Annotated in this window: 17 protein-coding genes and 1 pseudogene; 10 read left to right on the top strand and 8 right to left on the bottom strand. The window is 68.0% G+C overall.

The features are described 5' to 3' along the window. Positions 1-78: 78 nt before the first annotated feature. Positions 79-1,290, bottom strand: coding sequence for a S8 family peptidase (locus ABZ570_RS21505; protein WP_358066274.1), 1,212 nt, complete (start codon positions 1,288-1,290; stop codon positions 79-81). Positions 1,291-1,608: 318 nt separating this feature from the next. Here ABZ570_RS21505 and ABZ570_RS21500 point away from each other — a divergent pair, with 318 nt between their 5' ends. The 4 genes from ABZ570_RS21500 to ABZ570_RS21485 all read left to right on the top strand — a co-directional run bounded on the left by ABZ570_RS21500 (position 1,609) and on the right by ABZ570_RS21485 (position 8,058). Then, positions 1,609-4,155 (top strand): DUF262 domain-containing protein, encoded by a 2,547-nt coding sequence (locus ABZ570_RS21500; RefSeq protein ID WP_358066271.1) that lies wholly within the window; start codon positions 1,609-1,611, stop codon positions 4,153-4,155. 116 nt (positions 4,156-4,271) lie between these two features. Then, positions 4,272-6,422, top strand: a complete 2,151-nt coding sequence (locus tag ABZ570_RS21495) for a UvrD-helicase domain-containing protein (protein ID WP_358066268.1) — start codon at positions 4,272-4,274, stop codon at positions 6,420-6,422. Positions 6,423-6,526: 104 nt separating this feature from the next. Then, a complete protein-coding gene (locus ABZ570_RS21490; protein ID WP_358066265.1) occupies positions 6,527-7,336 on the top strand; it encodes a DUF6308 family protein in 810 nt (269 codons plus the stop codon). 122 nt (positions 7,337-7,458) lie between these two features. After that, positions 7,459-8,058 carry a hypothetical protein gene (locus tag ABZ570_RS21485; protein ID WP_358066262.1) on the top strand — a complete coding sequence of 200 codons (600 nt, stop codon included), beginning with the start codon at positions 7,459-7,461 and terminating at the stop codon, positions 8,056-8,058. Positions 8,059-8,144: 86 nt separating this feature from the next. Here ABZ570_RS21485 and ABZ570_RS21480 read toward each other — a convergent pair whose 3' ends face one another. Next, the gene (locus ABZ570_RS21480) at positions 8,145-8,759 is read right to left on the bottom strand and encodes a hypothetical protein (protein WP_358066259.1); all 615 of its coding nucleotides are present in this window, start codon (positions 8,757-8,759) and stop codon (positions 8,145-8,147) included. Next, the gene (locus ABZ570_RS21475) at positions 8,756-9,484 is read right to left on the bottom strand and encodes a PD-(D/E)XK nuclease family protein (RefSeq protein WP_358066256.1); all 729 of its coding nucleotides are present in this window, start codon (positions 9,482-9,484) and stop codon (positions 8,756-8,758) included. Before ABZ570_RS21475 ends, ABZ570_RS21480 begins: the two co-directional genes overlap by 4 nt. 1,254 nt (positions 9,485-10,738) lie before the next feature. On the opposite strand from ABZ570_RS21475, the gene ABZ570_RS21470 reads away from it, so the two are divergent. The 3 genes and pseudogenes from ABZ570_RS21470 to ABZ570_RS21460 all read left to right on the top strand — a co-directional run. Further along, positions 10,739-12,112, top strand: coding sequence for a serine/threonine-protein kinase (locus tag ABZ570_RS21470; RefSeq protein ID WP_358066253.1), 1,374 nt, complete (start codon positions 10,739-10,741; stop codon positions 12,110-12,112). A gap of 84 nt (positions 12,113-12,196) precedes the next feature. Continuing rightward, positions 12,197-15,928, top strand: coding sequence for an AAA family ATPase (locus tag ABZ570_RS21465; protein WP_358066250.1), 3,732 nt, complete (start codon positions 12,197-12,199; stop codon positions 15,926-15,928). Between the two features lie 3 nt (positions 15,929-15,931). Further along, positions 15,932-16,112, top strand: a pseudogene (locus ABZ570_RS21460) (transposase family protein); the annotation flags it as partial. A gap of 181 nt (positions 16,113-16,293) precedes the next feature. On the opposite strand, the gene ABZ570_RS21455 reads toward ABZ570_RS21460, so the two are convergent. Then, complete coding sequence (locus ABZ570_RS21455) at positions 16,294-16,416, bottom strand: hypothetical protein (protein ID WP_358066248.1); 123 nt, start codon at positions 16,414-16,416, stop codon at positions 16,294-16,296. Positions 16,417-16,519: 103 nt separating this feature from the next. Here ABZ570_RS21455 and ABZ570_RS21450 point away from each other — a divergent pair, with 103 nt between their 5' ends. After that, positions 16,520-17,272, top strand: a complete 753-nt coding sequence (locus ABZ570_RS21450) for a TOPRIM nucleotidyl transferase/hydrolase domain-containing protein (RefSeq protein ID WP_358066245.1) — start codon at positions 16,520-16,522, stop codon at positions 17,270-17,272. Positions 17,273-17,397: 125 nt separating this feature from the next. Here ABZ570_RS21450 and ABZ570_RS21445 read toward each other — a convergent pair whose 3' ends face one another. Further along, positions 17,398-18,093 carry a suppressor of fused domain protein gene (locus ABZ570_RS21445; RefSeq protein ID WP_358066242.1) on the bottom strand — a complete coding sequence of 232 codons (696 nt, stop codon included), beginning with the start codon at positions 18,091-18,093 and terminating at the stop codon, positions 17,398-17,400. Between the two features lie 42 nt (positions 18,094-18,135). Further along, positions 18,136-19,086 carry an alpha/beta hydrolase gene (locus ABZ570_RS21440; RefSeq protein ID WP_358066239.1) on the bottom strand — a complete coding sequence of 317 codons (951 nt, stop codon included), beginning with the start codon at positions 19,084-19,086 and terminating at the stop codon, positions 18,136-18,138. Between the two features lie 228 nt (positions 19,087-19,314). Here ABZ570_RS21440 and ABZ570_RS21435 point away from each other — a divergent pair, with 228 nt between their 5' ends. Further along, positions 19,315-19,731 carry an ASCH domain-containing protein gene (locus ABZ570_RS21435; RefSeq protein WP_358066236.1) on the top strand — a complete coding sequence of 139 codons (417 nt, stop codon included), beginning with the start codon at positions 19,315-19,317 and terminating at the stop codon, positions 19,729-19,731. A 33-nt stretch (positions 19,732-19,764) separates the two neighbouring features. On the opposite strand, the gene ABZ570_RS21430 is transcribed toward ABZ570_RS21435, so the two are convergent. Together ABZ570_RS21430 and ABZ570_RS21425 are read right to left on the bottom strand one after the other, a co-directional pair. Next, positions 19,765-20,034 (bottom strand): AAA family ATPase, encoded by a 270-nt coding sequence (locus ABZ570_RS21430; RefSeq protein WP_358066233.1) that lies wholly within the window; start codon positions 20,032-20,034, stop codon positions 19,765-19,767. 340 nt (positions 20,035-20,374) lie between these two features. Further along, positions 20,375-20,830, bottom strand: coding sequence for a hypothetical protein (locus ABZ570_RS21425; protein WP_358066230.1), 456 nt, complete (start codon positions 20,828-20,830; stop codon positions 20,375-20,377). A 332-nt stretch (positions 20,831-21,162) separates the two neighbouring features. On the opposite strand from ABZ570_RS21425, the gene ABZ570_RS21420 reads away from it, so the two are divergent. Then, positions 21,163-21,981, top strand: a complete 819-nt coding sequence (locus ABZ570_RS21420; protein WP_358066227.1) for a basic amino acid ABC transporter substrate-binding protein — start codon at positions 21,163-21,165, stop codon at positions 21,979-21,981. Positions 21,982-22,036 lie beyond the last annotated feature (55 nt).

The following is a 22,036-nucleotide window of genomic DNA, read 5'->3' as shown; positions in this document are numbered from 1 at the left end:
CGGGGCCGAGCTGAAACTGCACTTCGAGGGCGGCGGGTTCGTCATCGACGGCCGGCCGACTGAATACCTGGATGTCGGTCAGAAGTTGAGCGTGCAGAGCAGGCGGTTGGGGGTGCCGTTGCCTGGCGAGGACACCACACCGGTGGTGGCGTTGCTGTTGATGGCCGCGGCCACCGTTGCCGGCGACGCCGACGGGTTGTTGGCCAGATAGAGCGCGGCTGCGCCTGCCACATGCGGCGTCGCCATCGACGTGCCGCTGATCGTGTTGTTACTGGTGTCGTTGGAGTACCAGGCCGACGTGATGTTCACGCCCGGAGCGAACAGATCGACGCAGGTGCCGTAGTTCCCCCACGACGCCTTCTTGTCGGTGTTATCGGTCGCCGAGACCGTGATCGCCTCGGGCACCCGCGCCGGTGACGACTTGCACGCGTCCTGGGCGAGGCCAATGATGTTGCCGTTGCCCGCTGCGATCGCGTAGGTCACGCCCGCCGCAATCGACCTCTTCACCGCATTGTCCAGCGTGGTGTCCGCACCACCGCCGAGTGACATGTTCGCCACCATCGGCTGGCTCGGGTTGCTGTTCTTCTGGGCGGTTACCCAGTCGACACCGGCCACGACGCCGGCGGTGGTGCCGCTGCCACTGCAGCTGAGCACCTTGACGGCGACGAGCTGCACGTTTTTGGCCACACCATAGGATGCGCCACCGATGGTGCCAGCCACATGCGTGCCGTGCCCGTTGCAGTCGGTGTTGTTACCGTCTCCGGTCGTGTTCGTACCCCAGGTCGCCCGGCCACCGAAGTCGCTGTGCGTGACCCGGATGCCGGTGTCGATGATGTACGCCTTGACGTTGCCCGCGGTTGTGTTGTAGGTGTAGGAGCTGCTCAGCGGCTGGTTCCGCTGGTCGATGCGGTCCAGACCCCACGACGGCGGGTTGGTCTGGGTGGCGGTGACGTTGAAGATGCCGTCCTGCTGCACGTATGCCACTCGCGGGTCCGCGGCGAGCCTGCGGGCCTGCTGCTCCGACATGCGGCTGGCAAAGCCCTTCAGCGCGCTGCGGTACTGGTGGGTCATCGACGCGCCGTGCTCCTGGGCCACGGCGGCCACCTGGTCGCCGGCCCCGTCCTTCAGCACGACGATGTAGCTGCCTGCTACCGATGCCCCATTGGCGGCCCTGACCGTGCCCTCTGCTGGAGCGGCGTTCGCCGCCGCGCCAACGCCGACCGCGGCGACCGAAACCGCTGCGGCGAACCCGACTGCCAGGAACCTCCTGGCACGTACGGAAGTAGCCATGCCCCCTCCTCCTCCCCGCGCCCTTGCGGGGCATCGGTTGTCGATCGCCCGTTCGGCGGATCGTTGGGGAGCAAGTTAGCCGATCAATGGGTCGAGCGAAAGACCAACTTCACTGGACGTTCAGCTACCGTCATACGTGGATTCGCGATGTCCCGGGTACCAGCACCCGCAGCGGCCCCGACGTGGCACCGGCGGCGGGGCACGGTCGGGCCCGGGGGGCACTCTCACCGGGCCCTCGGCGCGGGTTGCTCCGTCCGCCCGTGGTCTGGTTGTCTAGCCGGTCCAGGGGAAAGTCCGAAGTAGAGAAGGAGCCGGCGCATGGTCGCGGCACGGGAGACGACGCTGCAGGAGTTGCTGGAGGGCTCGAAGCAGTACCAGGTGCCGCTCTACCAGCGCACCTACTCGTGGACCAAGTCGCAGCTCGCCCGGCTCTGGGACGACATCCTGAAGCTGGCCGAGGACCGGGTGCACGACGCTGACGCAACCCACTTCATCGGCTCCCTCGTGCTCGCGCCCAGCCCGACCATCAGCCCGGCGGGCGTGGCCGAATACCTGGTGGTGGACGGGCAGCAGCGGCTCACCACCCTGACCATCCTGCTCTGCGCGATCCGCGACCACCGTGCCCAGCACGAGGACCCGATGCATCGCGAGCGGCTCAACCAGCAGTACCTGGTCAACCCGTGGAAGCCGGAATCGCAGCGGCTGAAGCTCGTCCCCACCCAGGCCGACCGGGCCCCCTACCTGGCCTGCCTCGACTCGACCCCGGAGGCCGGGGGCGCCGACCCGGTGGGCGCCGCGTACCGCTTCTTCGTCGCTCAGTTGGCCGCCGCCGACGACCCGGACGACCCGCTCGACATCGAGCGCATCGAGAACGCCGTCATCTCCGGCCTCGCGCTGGTCTCCGTCACCGCCCAGGCCGGCGACAACGTCCATCGCATCTTCGAGTCGCTCAACAACACCGGCCTCAAGCTCACCCAGGCCGACCTGCTGCGCAACTACCTGTTCATGCGGCTGCCCACCCGGGGCGAGACCGTCTACCAGTCACTGTGGCTGCCGCTGCAGAAGCGGCTCACCTCGGAACAGCTGGAGCTGCTGTTCTGGCTCGACCTGGTCCACCGCGACCAGCGGGTCAAGCAGACCGACGTCTACTCGGCCCAGCAGGCCCGGCTGAACCGGCTGCGCTCCGAGGAGGAGATCGAAGCGGAGGTGCAGCGGTTCAGCCGCCTCGGCGCCCTGCTCCGGGTCATCCTGCACCCCGCCGAGGAGCAGGACCCGGGCGTACGGCGGCGGCTGGCGCGGCTCAGCGCCTGGGGCACGACCACCGTCTACCCGCTCCTGCTGCACCTGCTCGACCGCCGCCAGCAGGGCACCGCGACCTCGGAGCAGATCGCCTCGGCGATGCTGTACGTGGAGAGCTTCTTCGTCCGGCGGCTGTTGATCGGCCGGGCCACCGCCAACATCAACCGGATCCTGCTCGCCATCGTCACCGAGATGGACACGAGCCTGCCGGTGGACGAGGCAGTGCGGGCGTACCTGTCGACCGGGCGCAAGTACTACGCCAGCGACGCCACGGTGCGGGCCGCGGTGCGGTCGATCCCGTACTACCTCAACGGCCGGGCGCACCAACGCAAGCTGATCCTCCAGTGGCTGGAGGAGGCGTACGGCAGCAAGGAGCCCGTGGCGCTGGACAAGGCGACCATCGAGCACGTGCTGCCGCAAACCCCGACCGCAGAGTGGCGGCAGATGCTCGCCGCCGACCTCGGGCCGGACGAGAACTTCGACGAGGCGTACGAGGCCCTGGTGCACACGCTGGGCAACCTGACCCTCACCGGCTACAACTCGGAGCTGAGCAACAAGTCCTTCGCCGAGAAGCGCGTCGAGCTCGCCAGGAGCGGGATCAGGCTGAGCCAGAAGATCGTCACGCAGGATCGGTGGGGGCGCCCCGAGATCCACGCCCGCGCCGACGCTCTCGCCGACCGCATCACCTCCATCTGGCCGGGACCGACGGAACAAGCGGCTGAGCAGCAGTCGGAGGTGCCGTGGGAGGTCATGACCAAGGCCCTCGCCGAGCTGCCGGCCGGCTCCTGGACCACGTACGGTGATCTGGCCGCGCTGATCGGCAGCCACCCGGTGCCGGTCGGTGCCCGGCTCGCGACCCACCCGGCTCCGAACGCCCATCGCGTGTTGCAGGTCGAGGGCACCGTCTCGCCCAACTTCCGGTGGTCGGACGCGAAACGCAAGGACGACCCGCGGGACGTCCTGCGCGCCGAGGGCGTGGAGTTCGACCAGTACGGCCGGGCCGACCAGACCCAGCGCATCGGCACCGAGGAACTGGCTCAGCTCGCCGGTCTCACGCCGGAGGACCTGCCCGAGCGGCTGCCTCGGCCGCGCTCCGACGACGACCGCACCTACAGCGAGCGGTTCATCGGACAGGTGACCGCCCTGCAGGGCCCGGCCGTCGCCACCGCCACACTCGTCGTACTGGAAGCCTGGACCTCGATGGGCGGCACCCTGCTCTACGGCACCGGCGGGGAGACCTCCTGCTTCCTCATGGCGCGCGGCAAGGAGCACGAACTGGGCAACATCTGGCCGGCGGCGATCTACCCGAGCGGCAAGTTCGAGGTGGTGTTCCAGCACCTGAGCGTGCGCCCGCCGTTCGACGACGTCACCCTGCGGGAGGAGCTGCGCCAGCGGTTGAACCAGCTGCCGGGCGTCGACATCGCCGCCGCCAAGATCGCCCTACGTCCGGGTTTCCCCCTGACGGTCCTCGCCGACGCCGACGCCCGGGAGGCGCTGCTCGACCATCTTCACTGGTTCTACGACCGCGCGCAGGCGCCCACCCCGGACAGTCTCGTCGCGGTCTAGGCACTCGTCTCTGCCCCTGACACCCGTGTCCTGCGGCGCCTGCCCGACGCCGCAGGACAGCCACCGCCAGGACCGTTAGTCTCGCCTCCGCCGCCATCACCTCCAGGAGGTCCGCCGTGCCGCAGCTCGCCTTCGCCAACAGCTTCTGGCAGAGCTACGACGTCCTCGAGAAGCCGGTCAAGGCCGGGGTCCGCAAGGCGATGGAGAAGTTCCAGCAGCTCAGCATCGCCGAGCTGCACGCCGACAAGGGCCTGCACCTGGAGTCGGTGAACAACGCGCGGGACCCGCGGATGCGTACCATCCGGATCACCGACTTCTGGCGCGGGGTGGTGCTGGCGCCCGACGACGGCAGCGACACCTTCCTGCTGCTCAACGTCGTGCCGCACGACAGCGCGTACGGCTGGGCCGCGAAGCAGCTCTACACGGTGAACACGGCGACCCGGGCGCTGGAGGTACGCAACGTCGTCGCCATCGAGCAGCTCACGCCGGCGCTGGAGAAGGCGGCAGCGCAGTCGCCGACGCTGCTCTTCGCCCGGTATTCCGACACCGTGCTGCGCGACCTCGGCATCGACGACCAGGTGCTGCGGGCCGTCCGGACAATCATCGACAAGCAGCAGCTCGAAGCGTTCGGCACGCTGCTGCCCGAGGACCAGTTCGAGGTCCTGCAGTACCTCGCCGAGGGCTTCTCACCCGACGAGGTCTACCGGGACGTCGTGGCCGAGCGCCGACCGTCGAATGCGACGCCGGAGCCGACTGAGAACCTGGCGGCGGCGATCGCGAACACCAAGAGCCGGATCACCCTGGTGACCCGACCCGATGAACTTGCCGAGATCCTGGACAAGCCGTTCGCGGCCTGGCGGGTCTTTCTCCACCCGTCCCAGCGGCGCGTCGCGTACCGGGTGTCCTACAACGGGCCGGCACAGGTGACCGGCGGGCCCGGCACGGGCAAGACGGTGGTCGCGCTGCACCGGGTCAAGCACCTGCTGTCCCGCTCCGCCGACAGCCGCGTGCTGCTCACCACGTACACCAATGCCCTTGCCGCGACCCTGCGGGAGAACCTTGGGCTGCTCCTCGGCGACGACGAGCAGCTGGCGCGGGTGGAAGTGACCACGGTGAACGCCTTCGCGCACCGCATCGTGCGGGCCCTCGCCGGTCGGGTACCCACCCCGATCGGGGACGCGGACGAGCGGCACGTCTGGCGGCGGGTGTGCCGGCGGCTGAACCTGCCGTGGACCGAGCAGTTCCTCGCCCAGGAGTTCCGCCACGTCATCCTGGCCCACAACGTGCAGGCCAGGGAGGAGTACCGCGCGGCCAGCCGGCGCGGTAGAGGGTCAGCGCTGGGCCCGCGGCAGCGCGACCGGGTGTGGGACGCCGTGGACATGTTCCAGAAGGAGCTTTCTGCGGCCGGTAACGCCACCCACCTGCAGATCTGCGCCCGGGCGGCGCAGCTGCTCGGTGGCGCCGACCTCACCGTCCACGGATACCACCACGTCGTGGTCGACGAGGCGCAGGACCTGCACCCCGCCCAGTGGCGGGTGCTGCGGGCCGCCGTGGCGCCCGGCCCGGACGACCTCTTCATCACCGGCGACCCGCACCAGCGGATCTACGACTCCCGGGTCTCGCTCAACGCGCTCGGCATCTCCGTCGCCGGGCGCAGCAGCCGCCTGCGCATCAACTACCGCAGCACCGAGGAGATCCTCTCCTGGTCCACCGGAGTGCTCGTCGGGTCGCGAGTCGAGGACCTCGGAGGTGACGGCGACGACAGCCTCGCCGGCTATCGGTCGCTGCTCCACGGCAAGCGACCCCATGCCGTGGGGTATCCGACGAGCCAGGCCGAGGTCGCGGCGCTGGTGGAGCGGGTGGGGGAGTGGCTGAAGCAGGGCGTTCAGGCGAGCGAGATCGCTGTGTGCGCCCGGTTCAACATCACCCTGGGCGCTGTGCAGGAGGAACTAGCCGCCGCCGGGATTCCGGCTGTCCGAGTACGAGACCAGCCCGGGGCGGACGTCGACGGGGTGCGGTTGGCCACCATGCACGCGATGAAGGGGCTGGAGTTCCGGTGCGTGGCCGTGGTCGGTGCGAATGCGCGCGCGGTGCCGTTCGCCAAGGAAGTCACGCCGGCCGAGGTGGATCCGATGCAGCATGAGAGCGACCTGCTCCGGGAGCGCTGCTTGTTGTTCGTTGCGAGCACCCGGGCCCGGGAGGCGCTGCATGTGTCATGGAGCGGGCAGCCGAGCCCATTCCTGGCATTTACCGCCGCCGTCCGCTGATCGCTGCTCCTGTCGCTGAGTACCGATGACGGCAGCCTGAACCTCCGACCCGAGGCGTTCGTCACCCCCTCCCGCTGACTGATGTCAGCAGGTAACGTGCAGGCGTGTCTGCGGCTCTCACTGGTGCGCACCTTGATTTCACTAGTGGATTCGAAGGCGACGTCTTGGGACCCGTGCCCATTGAAAAGGCGGCGCGCCGGATCCTCGCCTACTGCACGGATCCGCGGAGCGGCTGGGGCGTCTACGACCTCGCGGCTATTCACGCCCGCAAGGCAGGGATGCTTGACGAGGTCACCGCCTGGTCGCTCTTGCTGGCCAATGCGCTGAACGCACAGGTGACGCTGGGCGATGCGGCCGCCTTCGAGCGCAGCCGCCGGGGTGAGTTCGCGTCCCTGCTCGGCCGCATTCCGCCCGAGGTCGACCTTGACGAAATGATAGAGCGTGATCTTGATCGGGTGATCGCCGCTTGCTCCTTCGGATTCACTGGTGTATGGGGTCCGAAGGCTACCAAGCTCGCGGCCCTTTTCCGACCGCGAAGTGTTCCCGTCCTCGATGGGCACATTGCCGTCGCGTTCGGGTTCGGCCGCGAGGCATTCTCGGATCGGGCTGTGCAGCGATCGCTCACGCGACAGGAGCGCATCGCGGAGGTCGTCCGGGCGCTGGCGCGCGGCATTGCTGCACATCGTCCCGAGATAGCCGAGCTACGGGCGCTGGTGGAGCCGACTGTGCCGGAGGTTCAGCTGATTTCTGATCTTCGACTCGTAGACATGGCACTGTGGACGTCGCAGGACGACCGGCAGCAGCGGCGGGCGAAGCAAGGAAAGCGCTGGGAAGAGCGGCCAGTCGGGCCACGGCTACCTATCGAAGACTTCGAAGCCCAGCCGCTGCCCCGGTTGGCTCTAGAGACTGAGTGACGACTCCGCCCGGTGCCGGCTTGGCGTGACCGTCCGAAGGGCGGGTCGCCGCGGGCCCCCCGGACTCGATCTTGCGGCCACCTCGGCTTGATGATCAGAAAGTCTGGCAGTATCTTCTGGTCGTGCGCATCATCGTCGAGTGCAAGCGGCTGGCATCCAATGTGTACGAAGCTGCTTTCGCCCCCAGGGGCCTTGATGTATTCCCTCGAGCGCTGCGTTCCGAGGGAGAGACTAGCGTCCTGCTTTTAACCGAGCCCCCCGTTGAAATAGGTGGACAGCTGGCCTTCGCCCCTGCCGCCGTGGTCGTGCTCAATCGTGGCAGCTCATCCAGGGTTGTTCTGGTCAGTTCCTCGTCGAGTAGGGGCCAGAAGGAGGAAACGGCCGGGATGCAAGCGGGTGATCAGAAGTTTCTGGCCGAACTCCCGCCAGACCTTCGACACCTCGGAGAGCCACTGCTCGCGGGAGTCCGCGAGCGCTGGCCCGGCAATCTCAATGCCACGGCGAGTGGCCGGTTCGTCGAGACTCCAGACAACTTCTGGACGGTGAAGATCCAGCCCCGTGACAAGTCGCTGCGACTGACGGTTCGGGGCGAGCCAGCACGGCTGGGCGCGTTCGCCGAGCTTGGCCTCAAACGCGACAGGCCTGGATACTCCACCTTCAAGATCAGTCGTCCCGAGCAGGTAAGTCTTGCGCTGCAAGTCCTGCGCAGGTCCAGAGGATGAGGGCGCACCACCAGCTCTTCTGCCCTTGCAGGTCTCGAGGCTGGCCGCCGGCAAGTCCTGCCTCCTGAGTGAGACCTCCTTGGCGGTCAGGCCTCCTCTCCGACTATTCGATCGATGTGTTCGGATGCAATTTTCCAACAGCGCCACGCCGCGTCCCGGATCTGCGCCATCCAGGCCAGCTCGTCGATGCCCGTACCCTCAGGCAAGACCCACCGCCATACCGGGAAGGAATCGTCCTCCCGTTGCCACGGGTGCCCGCCGAGATCGGAACGCATCCGCGGGGCGAGTCGGCTTAGCTTGGCGCTCACCGCTTGGTTTCGGCGACCGCGTTCACCGGCCCGGACGCCGACGAACAGGGTGGCTTCGCCGTGGTCATCAATCACGTGCCTGCCCCACTCGATGACGATCGCCGCAGTTGCCTTACCGCGGTCCATCCACCGACGTCGGGCGATGACGATTCGAGGCTTGCGGAGGTCATCTGTGTCCGCGCTGACTTCGATGTCGTCACCGTCGGGTAGGGATGACGCGTCGTTGGCGAGGATGTCAACCAGGTCCAGCAGGAGGTCGTGCAACGCCTGGTTCGCCTCCTCGCGTAGCTGTGCCCACGTATCGATGGCCTGCTGGTGATCTAGGTAGAAGCGGACCCGCGGGTCACCGATCGGGGCTAGCTGGACCTCGGAAAGCGGCTTCTCGATCGTCACTGATGTCTCTTTCCATAGAGCCGATGCAGTGTCTGTCGGTACTGGCTTACGGCCGTTTTGACCGCACCGTCGGACTCGTCGATCGCGGAGTCAAGGGCTTCGAGGACCTGCCGCCATGACGCGCGACGCCAGGCGGCGATCGCCTCGGGTGTGTTGGCAGTCCGTGGTGACCGGCCGGTCGGCGTGATGAACAGGAACCTGGGATCCGGTCCGGCCTGCCAATCCTCGAACAGGCGCTGGCACTGCTGATCCGCTTCGGGAGCGTCGATCTTCACTTCCAGCACCAACGTCCAGGAGTCGCTCTCGACGGCGACGTCGGCGCGTGACCGGCTGCAGATGACTTCGGTTGCCACAGACACGGAGTCGGTGATCTCGACCTCAACGCCGGCGAGACGAAGAAGCCGACGTAGGAACCGCTCACCCAGCCCATGGTCGGCTTCGGGATCGCAGAGCCACGCCAAGGCGGCACTGTGCGAGAGCTCTCGCCGATGGACTCCGCAAATCGTCAACAGATCGAGGGGCTCTCGGCGCCACCAGCCGGGCTGCTCGAGCGCCTCCTGGCCGGCGCGCATGGTGTCGAACAGGCGATCCCAGTCGCCGTTGGCGACGGACGCTCGCGTGTCCGTCCGGATGTGCCGCCAGGCCTCGCTGACTGCGGCGAACGTGGCAGGCCACGACGGGGGGGAGTCGCCAACGAAGGCCATCCCAGGAGTGCCTTCAGTCATGGATCGTCCCGTCGCGACGTTGGGCCGCCGCCGCGGGCGCGATGATCGCCGCCACTGGGGGTTGGCATTCTGCGGGCGGCCCAAGAACCTGGCAGCGGGCGTGGCCATGGCGGCATCGTCCGTACCGCTGGCCCACCTGTCGCTCGCACAGCCGTCGCCCTGCGAGGGTTGGTGACGACCAATGGCGCGTCGACGAAAAGCAGCACCAGCCCACCGACGGCGTGCTGGTCTATCCACTCGACGGTCTGGTCGATGCCTCGGGTCCATCCGGCGTCGAGGACATGACCGCTGTCGTCGAGTGCAATGACCCCCGACTCGTTGGCCACCCTCCCCGCCTGATCCGCCCAAGCGAGATCGACTCCGAGGTAGCGCTTCGACCACATGACTTACATCTATCGCAGCCGTAGATGGCTGAGATCATCCGATCGGGTCAACCCTTCGCATTCCTCGTCACCCCATTCAACGTGCGGTTATCGCCGTCACCGCTGCGTGCTTCTGCACGTCCTGCGCGCCGAAGCCGTCACACCCGACCACCTTGCGCCCGGCCTGTGAGGCCGGGACGACGCGTGACAGGACCACGACCCGCGACTCCTGCCAGACTGCGCTGCCGCGGTGGGGCGAGCGAGCGCTTCTGTCAGCAAGCCCCGCCGTCTGACAGAGTCTGACCCGACCTCACAGGACCTGACCCGACGGGTGGGCCAACTGCCGGTCTCCATAGAACCCGGGGCGGTTCAGCTCGCCGACGCTGTCAGCCCCTGACAGAGGGCCGACAGCGGTGCAGCAACGGCGCAACATTCCGCGGCTGGCGGCGCGCCCTGCGGGCCATCCGGCGACGGCGCCAGCGGTCGCGAGGATCTGCCTTGGGCGCTCATCGCGGCCGATCCGGCCCTGTGGTTGTCAGGCCGCGAGTGGAGGCTCGGCTGGGTACGGCATTGGGGGCTCGGTTGGGGGCGTCGGCGATTCGAGGCCCCGAACGAGTCTTTCCGATCTGCCCTGTCAGGTGGTTGAGCTGCGGAAACTCGACCCGATAGGAACCCGCCGGCAAGATCAACCTGTCCCGACTCCCTCATGTTTCTTTGGGACCCCAGGGGTTCTTACGCCGAGTACGCCACGATGGAGACCTCGACTGCCTGCCGAGGCGCTGCCGGGAAGTGCCTTGGCGCGACTAGGATTTCCTGGTTGGGGCGATGGCGGCCAACTCGACCCCACGTCGAGCGGCGGCAATGTCGCCCAAGGGGGTTACGGGGAGGCGGTGTGTCCGGGCGGACCTTGCTGAACGGCCGCTACGAGCTGGAGTCGTTGCCGGTCCCGGGCGGAGCCATGGGGCAGGTCTGGTTCGGCCGGGACACCACACTTGACCGGGAGATCGCCGTCAAGTTCATCCGGTTGCATGAGGGCAGGGACGAGGATGCTCTCGTACGGCGGTTCCGGCGCGAGTCCCGCATCATGGCCCGGTTGGAGCATCCGGGCGTGCCGGCGGTCTACGACTGGGGCGAACAGGATGGGCGTCCATTTCTCGTTATGCAGCGGATCCGTGGCATCAGCGTCTACGACCTGATCGCGGAACAGGCGCCGCTGCCGATCGGCTGGGCGACGGCGATCGCGGCGCAGGTCTGCTCCGTGCTCCTTGCCGCCCACGAGGCCAACCTGGTGCATCGCGATCTGAAGCCGGCCAACCTGATGCTGGAGCCGAACGGCGCGGTCAAGGTGCTCGACTTCGGCCTCGCGGTTGCTCCGGCACTGCCGGACTTCTCCAGGATCACCCACAGCGATCAGAACCCCGGAACCCTCGCCTACATGGCACCGGAGCAGTTCCTCGGCGCGAACGAGCCCGGCCCCGCGAGTGACCTCTACGCGTTGGGATGCACGCTGCACGAGATGCTCTCCGGTGGACGGCCATTCGACGGCTCCACCACCTACCTCCTGATGAACCAGCACGTCCATGAACAGCCGCCGGCGCTGCGCGCCGTACGCGCCGAGGTGCCTGCCCGGTTGGAACGGCTCGTGCTCGACCTGCTGGCGAAGAGCCCCACGGACCGCCCGGCCGACGCCGGCGTCGTCTACCAACGGCTGCTGCCCTTCATCCGCGACCTGGGGCAGCTACCTGGCTCGCTCACCCCGCCGTCGCACCGGAACCCCGTCCGGATGTACGCGGGCGTGCTGAGCCGGGTCTTCACCGACGTACCACCGGCCGCGGCGGCTCCCGGACAGGCACCGTCGCAGCCCGCGACCCCCGGTGATCCGCCATCAGCGGGCGACAGCACCAAGGTCCAGGACAGGACAGATCTCGGAAGCCGACTGCAGCTCGCCGACAGGTGGTTCGACAGCGGCGACTACCTGAACGCAGCTCAGACGTACGCCAACATCGCCGACGACCTCCATCTGAACGAGGACCTCGACCGGCTGCTGCACTGCCGGAAGCGCGAGGCTACCTGCTACGGCCGCATTGGCGACGGAAGCCGGGCGCTGCGGAAACTGGAAGACCTGCTGCGCGACATCGGACCTGTCCTCGACGTCGACGACCCACGGATCGCCGACCTGCAGCGGGACATCGGCCTGCTGCAGCTCAGCGCGGGCAGGCGACACGAAGCCAGCAGGACACTCAACCGGCTGTCCCGGGACCGATGACCGACCAGGCCTGACCACACACCTGAGTTCACGGACGGCGAACTGCCGATAGATTCAGTCGCTCATTCACCACGAGGAGAGCACATGGGGGAGCCGGTCCGGCCGATCGAGCACATCTCCATCCGGGTGCCGTGGCACGACGGCGGATGGAACGGCACAGTGTGCCACGATCCGCGCGGCAACGGCACCTGCGTGCTGTTGCCGAACATCGGCCAGAACCGCCGCGACCAGCAGGAGCAGAGCCTCGCCGGCCGCTCGATCGCCGACCTGCCGATGACCGAGGCACCGCCCTGCGTCGCCGAGCGAGCCACCTTCATGTCGCCGCGGCCCATCCAGTTCCAGCGCGAACACCCGTTCACCGAGAAGAACCAGGCGTTCGCGACCTTCCTCCCCACGTCGCAGCCGCTCCCGCCGTACTCGGCCCAGGCGGTGCCGTTCCGGTGGATGTCGCGCAGAGAGGCGCAGGACATCGGTGAGGAGCGCCAGATCGGCCTGCAGACGGAGCTTGAGGAGCAGGTCGACGCGATCACCGGTTGGAAGAACATCAACTGGGTGATGCACGGCGACAACCAGCGCACGCTGCTTGACGCCTTCTTCGACACCGTGCGGCCCGACCGCAGCCTCGTCTTCTTCTACGCCAAGCACAGTCCGCTCACCGACGACCCGCGTCGGCTGCTGGTCGGGGCGGCGATGGTTTCCAAGGTCACGCCCACCGGGGCCTACCACAGCAGGGGCGGGGAGCGGTTCCCCGCGCAGATGTGGGAAACCACCATCGAGCACTCGCTGCGCCCGACCCAGCAGCAGGGGTTCCTCCTGCCGTACCAGGCACTGCTGGCCGCCCGCGACAACGACGGCGTCGACATCAGCGATGCCCTGGCCTTCGCGCCCGAGGCGGGCTGGGTGGCCTTCTCGTACGTCAGCGAGCACGTCAGTCACGACCTTGCCATCGACGCTCTGCTCGCCCTGCAGGCCGCCGGCCACAATGCCCAGCGGATCCTCGGCGACAACGCCGGCCCGCTCGGGTTCGACTGGCTGGAAACCCAGCTCAACCGGCTCTGGAAGCTGCGCGGTCCCCGCCCCGGCCTGGCCAGCGTTCTGGCGGCGTTCGGCGTGCGGCAGTCCGTCACCTTCGCCCACATGGTGGCCGCAGCAGCCGGCCCCGACGCGGACCCCTGGCTGACGCTCGAGCAGGCGATGACCGACCCCGACCGGCTGGGCATCACCGCAGCCGCACACCTGACGCCGACCCTGCGTAAAACATGGCAGGCGCTGAAGCCCGAGCGGCGCGAGCTGCTCCAGCTCCTGAGCCGCTTCTCGCTGACCAGGGAACAGGCCGAGCGGTTCTTCGTGGTCGAACAGCGCGACCCCGCACTGACCGACCACGCCATCATCGCCAATCCGTACCTGCTGTTCGAAGCCGACCGTGACCAGCAGGAGGCCGTACCGTTCTCCGTCATCGACCGCGGCTGCTTCCCCGACGCGAAGATCGCCTCCACATACCCACTGCCCAAACCCACGGCCATGGATGACGGGCTCGACGCGCGACGCGTACAAGCTCTCCTCATCGACGAGTTGCAGCGGGAGAAGGCCGCAGGGCACACGTTGCGCCCGCAGGTCGACCTGGTCAACCACATCCGCGAGCGCGCCGAGCATGGGCTGAGCGCTCCGTGCCCGGTCAGCGCCGACGTCCTCGACGCGCATCAACTCTCGGCCAGCACCCTGCCACCGGACTCACCGCTGAGCGGCGTGATATTGCCCGACGGCGCACCCGCGTTGCAGCTCACCGAGATGGCAGAAGTCGGCGGACTCATCCGGGACCACGTGGAGCGACGGTCGAAGGCGGCACCCCTCGGCGGCGCACCGGATTTCGCCGCCTTGCTGGGCGACACCCTCGGTGAGATCACGGGTGAGCTGACCGCCGATGAGCGTGAGGCCGAAACGCGAGCCCGGGCGGAGAAGGTGGCCGCCCTCGAGACGCTGTACTCGTCGCGCATCAGCGTGCTCATCGGCGCCGCCGGCACGGGCAAGACCACCCTCCTGAAAGTGCTGCGGCACACCCCAGCCGTTGCCGCCGGGGGAGTCCTGCTCGTCGCCCCCACCGGAAAGGCCCGCGTGCAGTTGGCGCACCGGGTACAGGCCGACGCCGTCACCCTCGCGCAGTTCCTGATCAGGACGGGCCGGTTCGACCCGCAGCGCGAGCGGTACCTGATCACCGGCGACCTCCAGAGCCGCACGACGAACTACAAGACCGTGGTCGTCGACGAGGCGTCAATGCTCACCGAGGAACAGCTGGCCGCGCTCCTCGACGCGGTCACCGGAGTGCAGCGGCTGGTGCTCGTCGGCGACCCGCGCCAGCTTCCGCCGATCGGGGCCGGTCGGCCGTTTGTCGACATCGTCCGGCGACTGGCGCCCCCGGATATCGCCACCCGGCAGCCGCGCTGCGCGCCCGGCTACGCCGAACTCACCATTCCGCGCCGGCAGGCCGGCGACGAACGTGACGACCTGGTCCTGGCGAACTGGTTCGCCGACGGTGAACTGTCCCCGGCCGCCGACCTCATCTGGGAGCGGCTGCGTTCCGGCGAGAACATGGCAACGCTGCGCGCGGTCCGCTACCAACGGCCGACTCTGTTCAACACGCTGCTCGGCGTGCTCCGCGAGGAGATCGAGGAGCTCCAGGCAGTCTCCGACGAAGACCTTGTAACCGCCTTCGGCCTCAGCTACGGCGGTCAGAATTCCACCAGGGGCAACCTCTACTTCCCGAAGGGGGCCGCAGCCAAGGCCGACGCCTGGCAGATCCTCGCCCCGGTGCGCGGTCGTGGCTGGGGCACCACCGAGATCAATCGGGCGCTCAAGGATGCCTTCGGCGCGAACGCGCTGGCGCAGGCAACCGGGCTGAACCGCTACAGCGCCAAACCCATCGGCCCCGAGCGGATCGTCGTCGGTGACAAGGTGATCAACATCCGCAACCACACCTTCCGGGAAAACGCGGTCTACCCGAAGGACGCGGAGCGGTTCGTCGCCAATGGCGAGCTCGGCGTGGTGGTGGGGCAGACCCGCTCGAAATGGATCAAGCGACCCTGGAAGACCGAGGTCGAGTTCAGCGGACGAAAGGGAGTCACGTACGACTACTACGACTGGGCCGATAACGATCGGGCGGCGATGCTGGAACTCGCCTGGGCCATCACCATCCACAAGGCGCAGGGCAGCGAGTTCGGGGTCACGCTCGTCGTGCTGCCCGCCGACGGCGCCGGCCTGAGCCGCGAGCTGCTCTACACCGCGCTGACCAGACAGAGCAAGAAGGTGATCCTGCTACACGAGGCCGACCTGAACGATGTCGCGAAGCACAGCTCGGCGGTCTGGTCCGACACGGCCGGCCGGCTGACGAACCTCTTCGTACCCTCCGAACCGATCGAAGTCGACGGGAACGTCATCGACCGAGGCCTGGTGCACCGAACTGATGGCGGAGAGCTGGTCCGTAGCAAGAGTGAAGTGATTATCGCGAACCTGCTGCGGCAACTGAACGCCGTCTACAAGTACGAGGAGCCGTTCACCGGCGAGGACGGCCGGACGGTCCGGCCCGACTTCACCGTCGACACCGACCTCGGCGACACGGTCTACTGGGAACACCTCGGCATGCTCACCGACCCTCGGTACGCGACGAAATGGGCAGAAAAGAAGGCGTGGTACGCCCGCAACGGTGTCCTGCCGTACGAAGACGGCGGTGGCCCGCGGGGAACTCTGGTCATCACCGACGACCTCAACGGCGTTGACGTGCCGAAGTGGCGCGAACTCGCCCGCAAGGCATTGGGAGCATGACCTGACGGCACGCTGATCCGCACCGACCGGCTCCCGGGCGAACAGGACCGACGCCACTACGCCGGCAAACAACGCAGCCATGGCGTCAACGTCCAGGTCATTGCCAACGCCGCCGGCCCGACTGGCCTGGATCTCACCCGCCCTACCCGGCTCGGCCCACGACCTGCCAGCCGCCCGCCACCACAGCCGTCGAACACGTCGGGCCGTCCGGGCGGCAGCTCCTCGGCGGGAGAGACTTCCGTATCACCGCCCGGGAGAGCGGTATCGGCCGGAGGCTCCCACGTCCGGGCCTCGTCGGCCGGGGCGGGCCGGGGCCGCCAGTCCTGGTCGTCGGGGCGCTCGTCCAGGTCGTCGTTCGCGCCAGATCACAACTCGTCGTCACTGGGCGGGTCAAGCACGTACGAGGTGATCCGGGTCTGGGAGAGGCACGAGGCGACCCTGAGTGACGACTGGCTGCGCCCGGCCACCCGCAGGGCGTCCACCTGCACGGCGGCGCGGGTGAGCTGCCCGTAGGCGAGTCATGACGATGTTTGAGACGGGCGGTATTAAACCCCTGGTCAGCCGACAGACGTATCGCCGATGATTGCGGCCATGGCCACGACCCGACGCGGTGAAACCCTCATGGATGCCACCGATCGCCGTGAGCTTGCCCGCGAGGTGCTCGACGGCCGATTGGGAGGCAATGCCGCCTCGATCCGGGCGACGGCCCGCGCCCTGGCAAAGGTCGAGTCAGCCGTCGCCGTGGTGCTCGTGGAGGGCATCAGCGACCAGATCGCACTGGAAACGGCCGCAGCGGGCCGCGGCCGGGATCTCGAGGCGGAGCGGGTCGTGATCGTGCCGATCGGCGGGGCGCACGCGATTGGCCGCTTCCTGACAAGGCTGGGCCCGCTGGGCACCCGGGTGCGCCTTGCCGGTCTCTGCGACCTACGTGAGGAGGAGGTATTCCGGCGCGGACTGGACGGAGCCCAGGCTGGCTCACCACCGGGCGACGGCAGCGTATCGTGCCGGCGCCATCCCGAGATCACCCGCGTGACGCCTCGTACGCGCGCCGAGATGGAGCAGCTCGGGTTCTACGTCTGTGTCCGGGATCTGGAGGACGAGCTGATCCGAGCCGTCGGCACCGCAGGGGTCGAAGAAGTCTTCGACTCGCAGGGCGACCTTCGATCGTTCCGTTTGTTCCAGAGCCAGCCGGCCTGGCGTGGCCGAAAGCCGGAAGCGCAGCTGCACCGGTTCGTGCGCAGCAGCTCGCGCCGCAACCTGCGCTACGCACGCCTGTTCGTCGAGGCGGCAGTTGGCCGGGATACCTTGCCGCGGCCGCTCGACGCGCTGCTCACCGCCGTGTGACCCACCGGAGGCCAAGCCCGTCGATCATTGGCCGGAGAGGTACCGCCCCGCCGTCGGCCCTGCCACGAACGTGTAGGGCGCGGTGGCGGTATTCCTCTCCGAGGTCGCTGATGGTGGCGCCGCAGTCAGGCGTACGAGGGCCGGCGCGGGTCCAGCAGTTCGCTGATGCGACCACGATCGAGCAGGTCGATGAGCGCGTCGGTGCCGCGTTCGACCTTGACCGCGATCTCATCCGGGTGCAGCGGGATCAGCGCGAGCAATGCGATTCGGATGCCGTCGCCGACTTCGATCGTCCGGGCCTCAGGCGGCACACGCAGCATCGGCGCGACGACGACTCCGGCGAACGGGGTGCCCGCAGCGTACGGCTGGACGGGATCGCCGTTCGGGACAGAGTGCCATTCGCCGATCCAGGTTCCGTACTCGTGCGGTAGCCGAGCAACCTGCTTGAGGACCTGCAGCGGCCACCCGGTTGCGTCGCCGAGCCCGGCTACCTCGTCCAGCGGCCAATCCGCTGGCAGGCTTAGCATCAGTTCGGCGTACGGGCTGATGCCGCGGCCCTCCGGGACCGTCATCGGCAGCTCGCTCATCCCAGAAGTGATCAGCGTGCGGTACGGGCGTTCCTCGGTCGGTGCCACGACATAGACATGCACACCGACCAGGTGCGAGGCAACCTCGTGGTAGACGAACTCGACCGGCCCGAAGTACTTCTCGATGTGCCGGTCGATAGCGTCGGCGAAGGCCTGCTGCGGCCCGTGCGCCGGCACGAACCCGTCGTGCAGCGACTGATGACGGAGGACGCCTGACCCGCGCGGCTCGTGCATGACGAACAGCCTAGGCCACGGTCTGGATCGGGGTCCGCGACGTCACCGGAGGCCGATGACCAGATCGGCGACGTCGGCGAAAACCCGGTCTCCCGCCGCCGCCGCGGCGGGTGAGACGGTGTCGAGCGTGAGGAATCCGTGCACCATCCCGGCCTCGCAGCGATGCCTGACCGCAACGCCCGCGGCCGTCAGGCGGGCCGCATACGCGTTGCCCTCATCCCGCAGCGGGTCGTGCTCGGCGGTGACCACGACGGCGGGCGGCAGCCCGCCGACGTCGGCGGTGAACACCGGGCTGACGTCGGGATCGACGCGCCGAGGGGGGTCCGGGACCCACTGCTCAGCCCCCCACGCGACGTCGTCGGTGTTCAGGCCCCAGCCCGTGGCTTTTGTCCGCGCACTGGGATAGGAAAGGGTCAGATCAGTGTTGGGGTAGACCAGAATCTGGGCGGCGGGCAGTGGTCCGCCTTCATCGCGCAGGCGCAGGCAGGCGAGCGCGGCGAGGTTCCCGCCGGAGCTGTCGCCCATGACGATCGTCGGGCCCCCGATGCCGGCGCTGGAAACCCCGCTGCTCGCCGCCCACCGGATGACATCCACGCAGTCGTCGACAGCAGCCGGCCACGGGTGCTCCGGAGCTCGGCGGAAGTCGACGCTCAGTACAGCCAGTTCAGTCTTCGACGCCAAGCGGCGACACGCCCGGTCGTGCGATTCCAGATCACCGATCGTCCACATCCCGCCGTGCAGGAACACCACCAGCGGCTGAGCCACCGCCGACGGCCGGTAGAGGCGGGCCCTCACGGCGGTCGAACCGACCGCCACATCCTCGACCCAGGCGATCTCGGGGCCTGGAGGGCGCGCTTGGACGCGGAGCCGTTGCGCGCGCCGCAGGTGCGCCGCTCCCACAGCACGGGCGGGAGGTCCGGGATCCCGCCGGACGGCCTCAATGAAGGCGGCCAGTTCGGCATCGGCAAGCGGAAGATCGATCGGTCCGGCCATCAGGACAGGATGCCACCATGATCCGGACGATCTCGGCCGGAGATGGCCCCCAGGTCAAGAGCTCCCCTCACCCCTGCCTGATCCGACTCGCAAGCTACGAGGACCTGATCTGGCTGTCGAGGCGGAACCGGTCTATCGGTACGGGGACGAAGTCGTACCGCTCGGCAAGGTCCTGAGGACTGCGCAATCGGCTCGCAGACGACGATGACTTCTCATTAGTCTTCTCCGGTGACCGCAGATCTACCCACGTTCGAGTTCGCCTTCCCTGGTCCGCTGCGCGACAAGCTGGTCGCTGCAGTGCTCGACGGGACCAAGACCACCACAACCGGCCTGCTGCAGGACTACGAAATCGAGGGCGAGCCACTACCGGTCGTGGGTGCCCGAGCGGCGGTGGTCGACTCTGCCGGTCGCCGGGTGGCGGTTATCGAACTGACCGAGGTGCGTGTCAGCCGGCTCCGCGACGTGGACCTCGACCATGCCCGCGACGAGGGCGAGGGATACGACTCGGTCGCCGCCTGGCGAGCTGGCCACGAGGAGTACTGGCACGGAACGGACTACCGAGGGTGGCTGGGCAACCCCGGCTTCACCGTGGACGACGACACGCCAGCCGTGCTGGAGAGGTTCCGGCTCGTCGCGGCGCTTTGACCGCCTCGCCGGGCTGTCAGTCCTCGATGACAATCACTTCCTCGCCCTCGCCGGACGGTCGCTCGAAGCCTGAAGGTAGTAGGACAGCAGTTCGTCGGTGATCGGGAAGGCGGCGTTGGCATCGAAGCGATCAGCTCGCGCATGGAGACGCTGCCGCAGCAGTCCTGGGTCGGCCTCGAGATAGATGAGACGCCACCGTCCCCCCGCTTGCTCGATCAACTCCTTGTACTCCTGCCGCCTTGACCGTTGCCAGAAGCTGGAGTCGATGACGACGTCGCGACCCTGTGCGACGAGTGAGAGCAACCGCCCGCCTCGCGGCTTCGGTGTGCTCGTCGTACCGCTCGGGCTGGTAGTCGAGGCCGTAGCGGCCGAAGCGGCGCCATTAACGGCGGGAGAAGGCGGGGGCGCTGTGGGAGGAGACCGAGGCGGAACTGGCCCCGATCCGGCCATCGAGCTTGCATGCGTGGCCGCGGAGAACACTGCCCATGACCCGGACGCTCTCGACGCCGTCCATGAGGCGTACCGGGAACTGGCTGACGTGTACGGCGAGCGCTCCTAGGGAGAGGCGCACCAGGCGTAGAGGCGCCGGCGTGCCCGGTCGCGGGCCCGAGGGCTCCAACCCGGACCCGCGTCCGGCGTGGTCTCAGCCGGCGAGGGGGCTGAACCCGCGGCCGTCCAGTACGTTGATCAGCTCGTCGTCGCGGGTCACCTCGTAGCCGTGCTGGCGCAGCTCCGCCACCAGCTCGGCCTCGCGGTCGACCGGGATGTCGAGGTAGTCCCCGTTGTGTACCGTCGGCACGCGCTTGCCGAAGCGGGCCCGCAGCCCCTGCGGCAGGACCTTGAACGCCCGCGCCGTGACCATCTCGGGCCAGTCCCCCTCCACGACCGAGCCCACCTCGTTGATGTCGAACGGCTCGTCGTCGGCGTACTCGGCGTAAATGTGGTCGTCGTCGTCGATCGGGCCGGCCGGGTTCGACGCGTGCTCGGTGCGGATCCGCCGCGCTACGCCCCAGGTGCGGGCGTCGGCGAAGGCGAGGCAGTCGTGCATCTGCGCGTGGCCGTAGACCAAGCGGCGGGTCTCGGGGTGGTGCGTCGTCATGGCGGGCATTGCGCCGTAGCGGTACGACAGCCAAGATCGGCCGACACCTGGTTGACGCGATGCCTGCGTCCGTGCAGGCGTCGGATGCGGGGATCGAGTTCGCTCGGGATGGCGAGGTGATCGTCGGGCCGGAGTTCTGGAAGCGACGAGGCCGAAATGCCGCCCGGTTGCGTGTCGACTCTCGGCGTCACTGACCGTGATGGTTACGGGATCGACTCAATGGCTCGACGCGATCTTGGTAGGACCTGCCGGATCCGGTAGCGTGCCCTGTCACATCGCTAGTGCACAACCCTGGCTGCCCGTCACAGGGGGCTGAATCGGAGGGACGCAGCGTGACTTTCCACAGCGCAGCCCGCAAGGCTGGACTCATGGTGGCGATCGCCGCCCTCGCCATGAGCGCCGGATGTGCCAAGAAGGACGAGGGCGAGGTCCAGGCGGGCGGCGTCAAGCTCGTCGAGAAGGGCAAGCTGACCGTCTGCACTCACCTGCCGTACGCGCCGTTCCAGTCGAAGGATGCCAGCGGCAAGGTCGTCGGGTTCGACGTCGACGTGATGGACCTGGTCGCCAAGGAGTTGGGCGTCGAGCAGTCGATCGTCGACACCCCGTTCGAGGGGATCAAGTCGGGCCAGGATCTGAACACCGGCAAGTGTGACGTGGCCGCCGCCGGCATGACGATCACCGAGGAACGGCAGAAGGTGATGAACTTCTCCGATCCGTACTTCGACGCAACTCAGGCACTGCTGGTCAAGACCGGTAAGTCATACAAGTCGCTCGACGACCTCAAGGGCAAGAAGCTCGGAATCCAGGCGTCGACCACGGGTCGTGACTACGCCAAGAAGTTCGAGCAGGAGAAGGGCCTGCAGCTCGTCGAGTTCGAGGACGTCGCCGCCCTGCAGCAGGCCCTCGCCAACGGCCAGGTCGAGGCCGCCATCAACGACCTGCCGGTCTGGACCGAGTACATCAGGAAGAACCCGGGCGGGTTCGAGGTGACCGCGGAGTTCGACACCGGCGAGCAGTACGGGTTCTCGGTGAAGAAGGACGACAACCCGGAGCTGCTCAAGAAGATCAACGAGGTGCTGACCAAGTCCAAGCAGGACGGCACCTACGACAAGATCTACGAGAAGTGGATCGGCAAGCAGCCGGCCAAGTGATCGAACCTCATGACGTGGAGGGCGCGCGCCCGGCGCGGGCCCTCCACGTGGGCAA

It is taken from the genome of Micromonospora sp. NPDC007271 (assembly GCF_040634005.1).
Taxonomy (GTDB): domain Bacteria; phylum Actinomycetota; class Actinomycetes; order Mycobacteriales; family Micromonosporaceae; genus Micromonospora.
The sequence above is the reverse complement of the archived record's forward strand: the minus strand, read 5'-3'. Positions and strand labels throughout refer to the sequence as shown.

Bases quoted from the DNA above. Each gene is read 5' to 3' on its own strand.
- ABZ570_RS21465 (WP_358066250.1), top strand. From the start codon at position 12,197: ATGGGGGAGCCGGTCCGGCCGATCGAGCACATCTCCATCCGGGTGCCG.
- ABZ570_RS21475 (WP_358066256.1), bottom strand. From the start codon at position 9,484: ATGACTGAAGGCACTCCTGGGATGGCCTTCGTTGGCGACTCCCCCCCG.
- ABZ570_RS21505 (WP_358066274.1), bottom strand. From the start codon at position 1,290: ATGGCTACTTCCGTACGTGCCAGGAGGTTCCTGGCAGTCGGGTTCGCC.
- ABZ570_RS21450 (WP_358066245.1), top strand. From the start codon at position 16,520: ATGGCCACGACCCGACGCGGTGAAACCCTCATGGATGCCACCGATCGC.
- ABZ570_RS21440 (WP_358066239.1), bottom strand. From the start codon at position 19,086: ATGGCCGGACCGATCGATCTTCCGCTTGCCGATGCCGAACTGGCCGCC.
- ABZ570_RS21425 (WP_358066230.1), bottom strand. From the start codon at position 20,830: ATGACGACGCACCACCCCGAGACCCGCCGCTTGGTCTACGGCCACGCG.
- ABZ570_RS21500 (WP_358066271.1), top strand. From the start codon at position 1,609: ATGGTCGCGGCACGGGAGACGACGCTGCAGGAGTTGCTGGAGGGCTCG.
- ABZ570_RS21445 (WP_358066242.1), bottom strand. From the start codon at position 18,093: ATGCACGAGCCGCGCGGGTCAGGCGTCCTCCGTCATCAGTCGCTGCAC.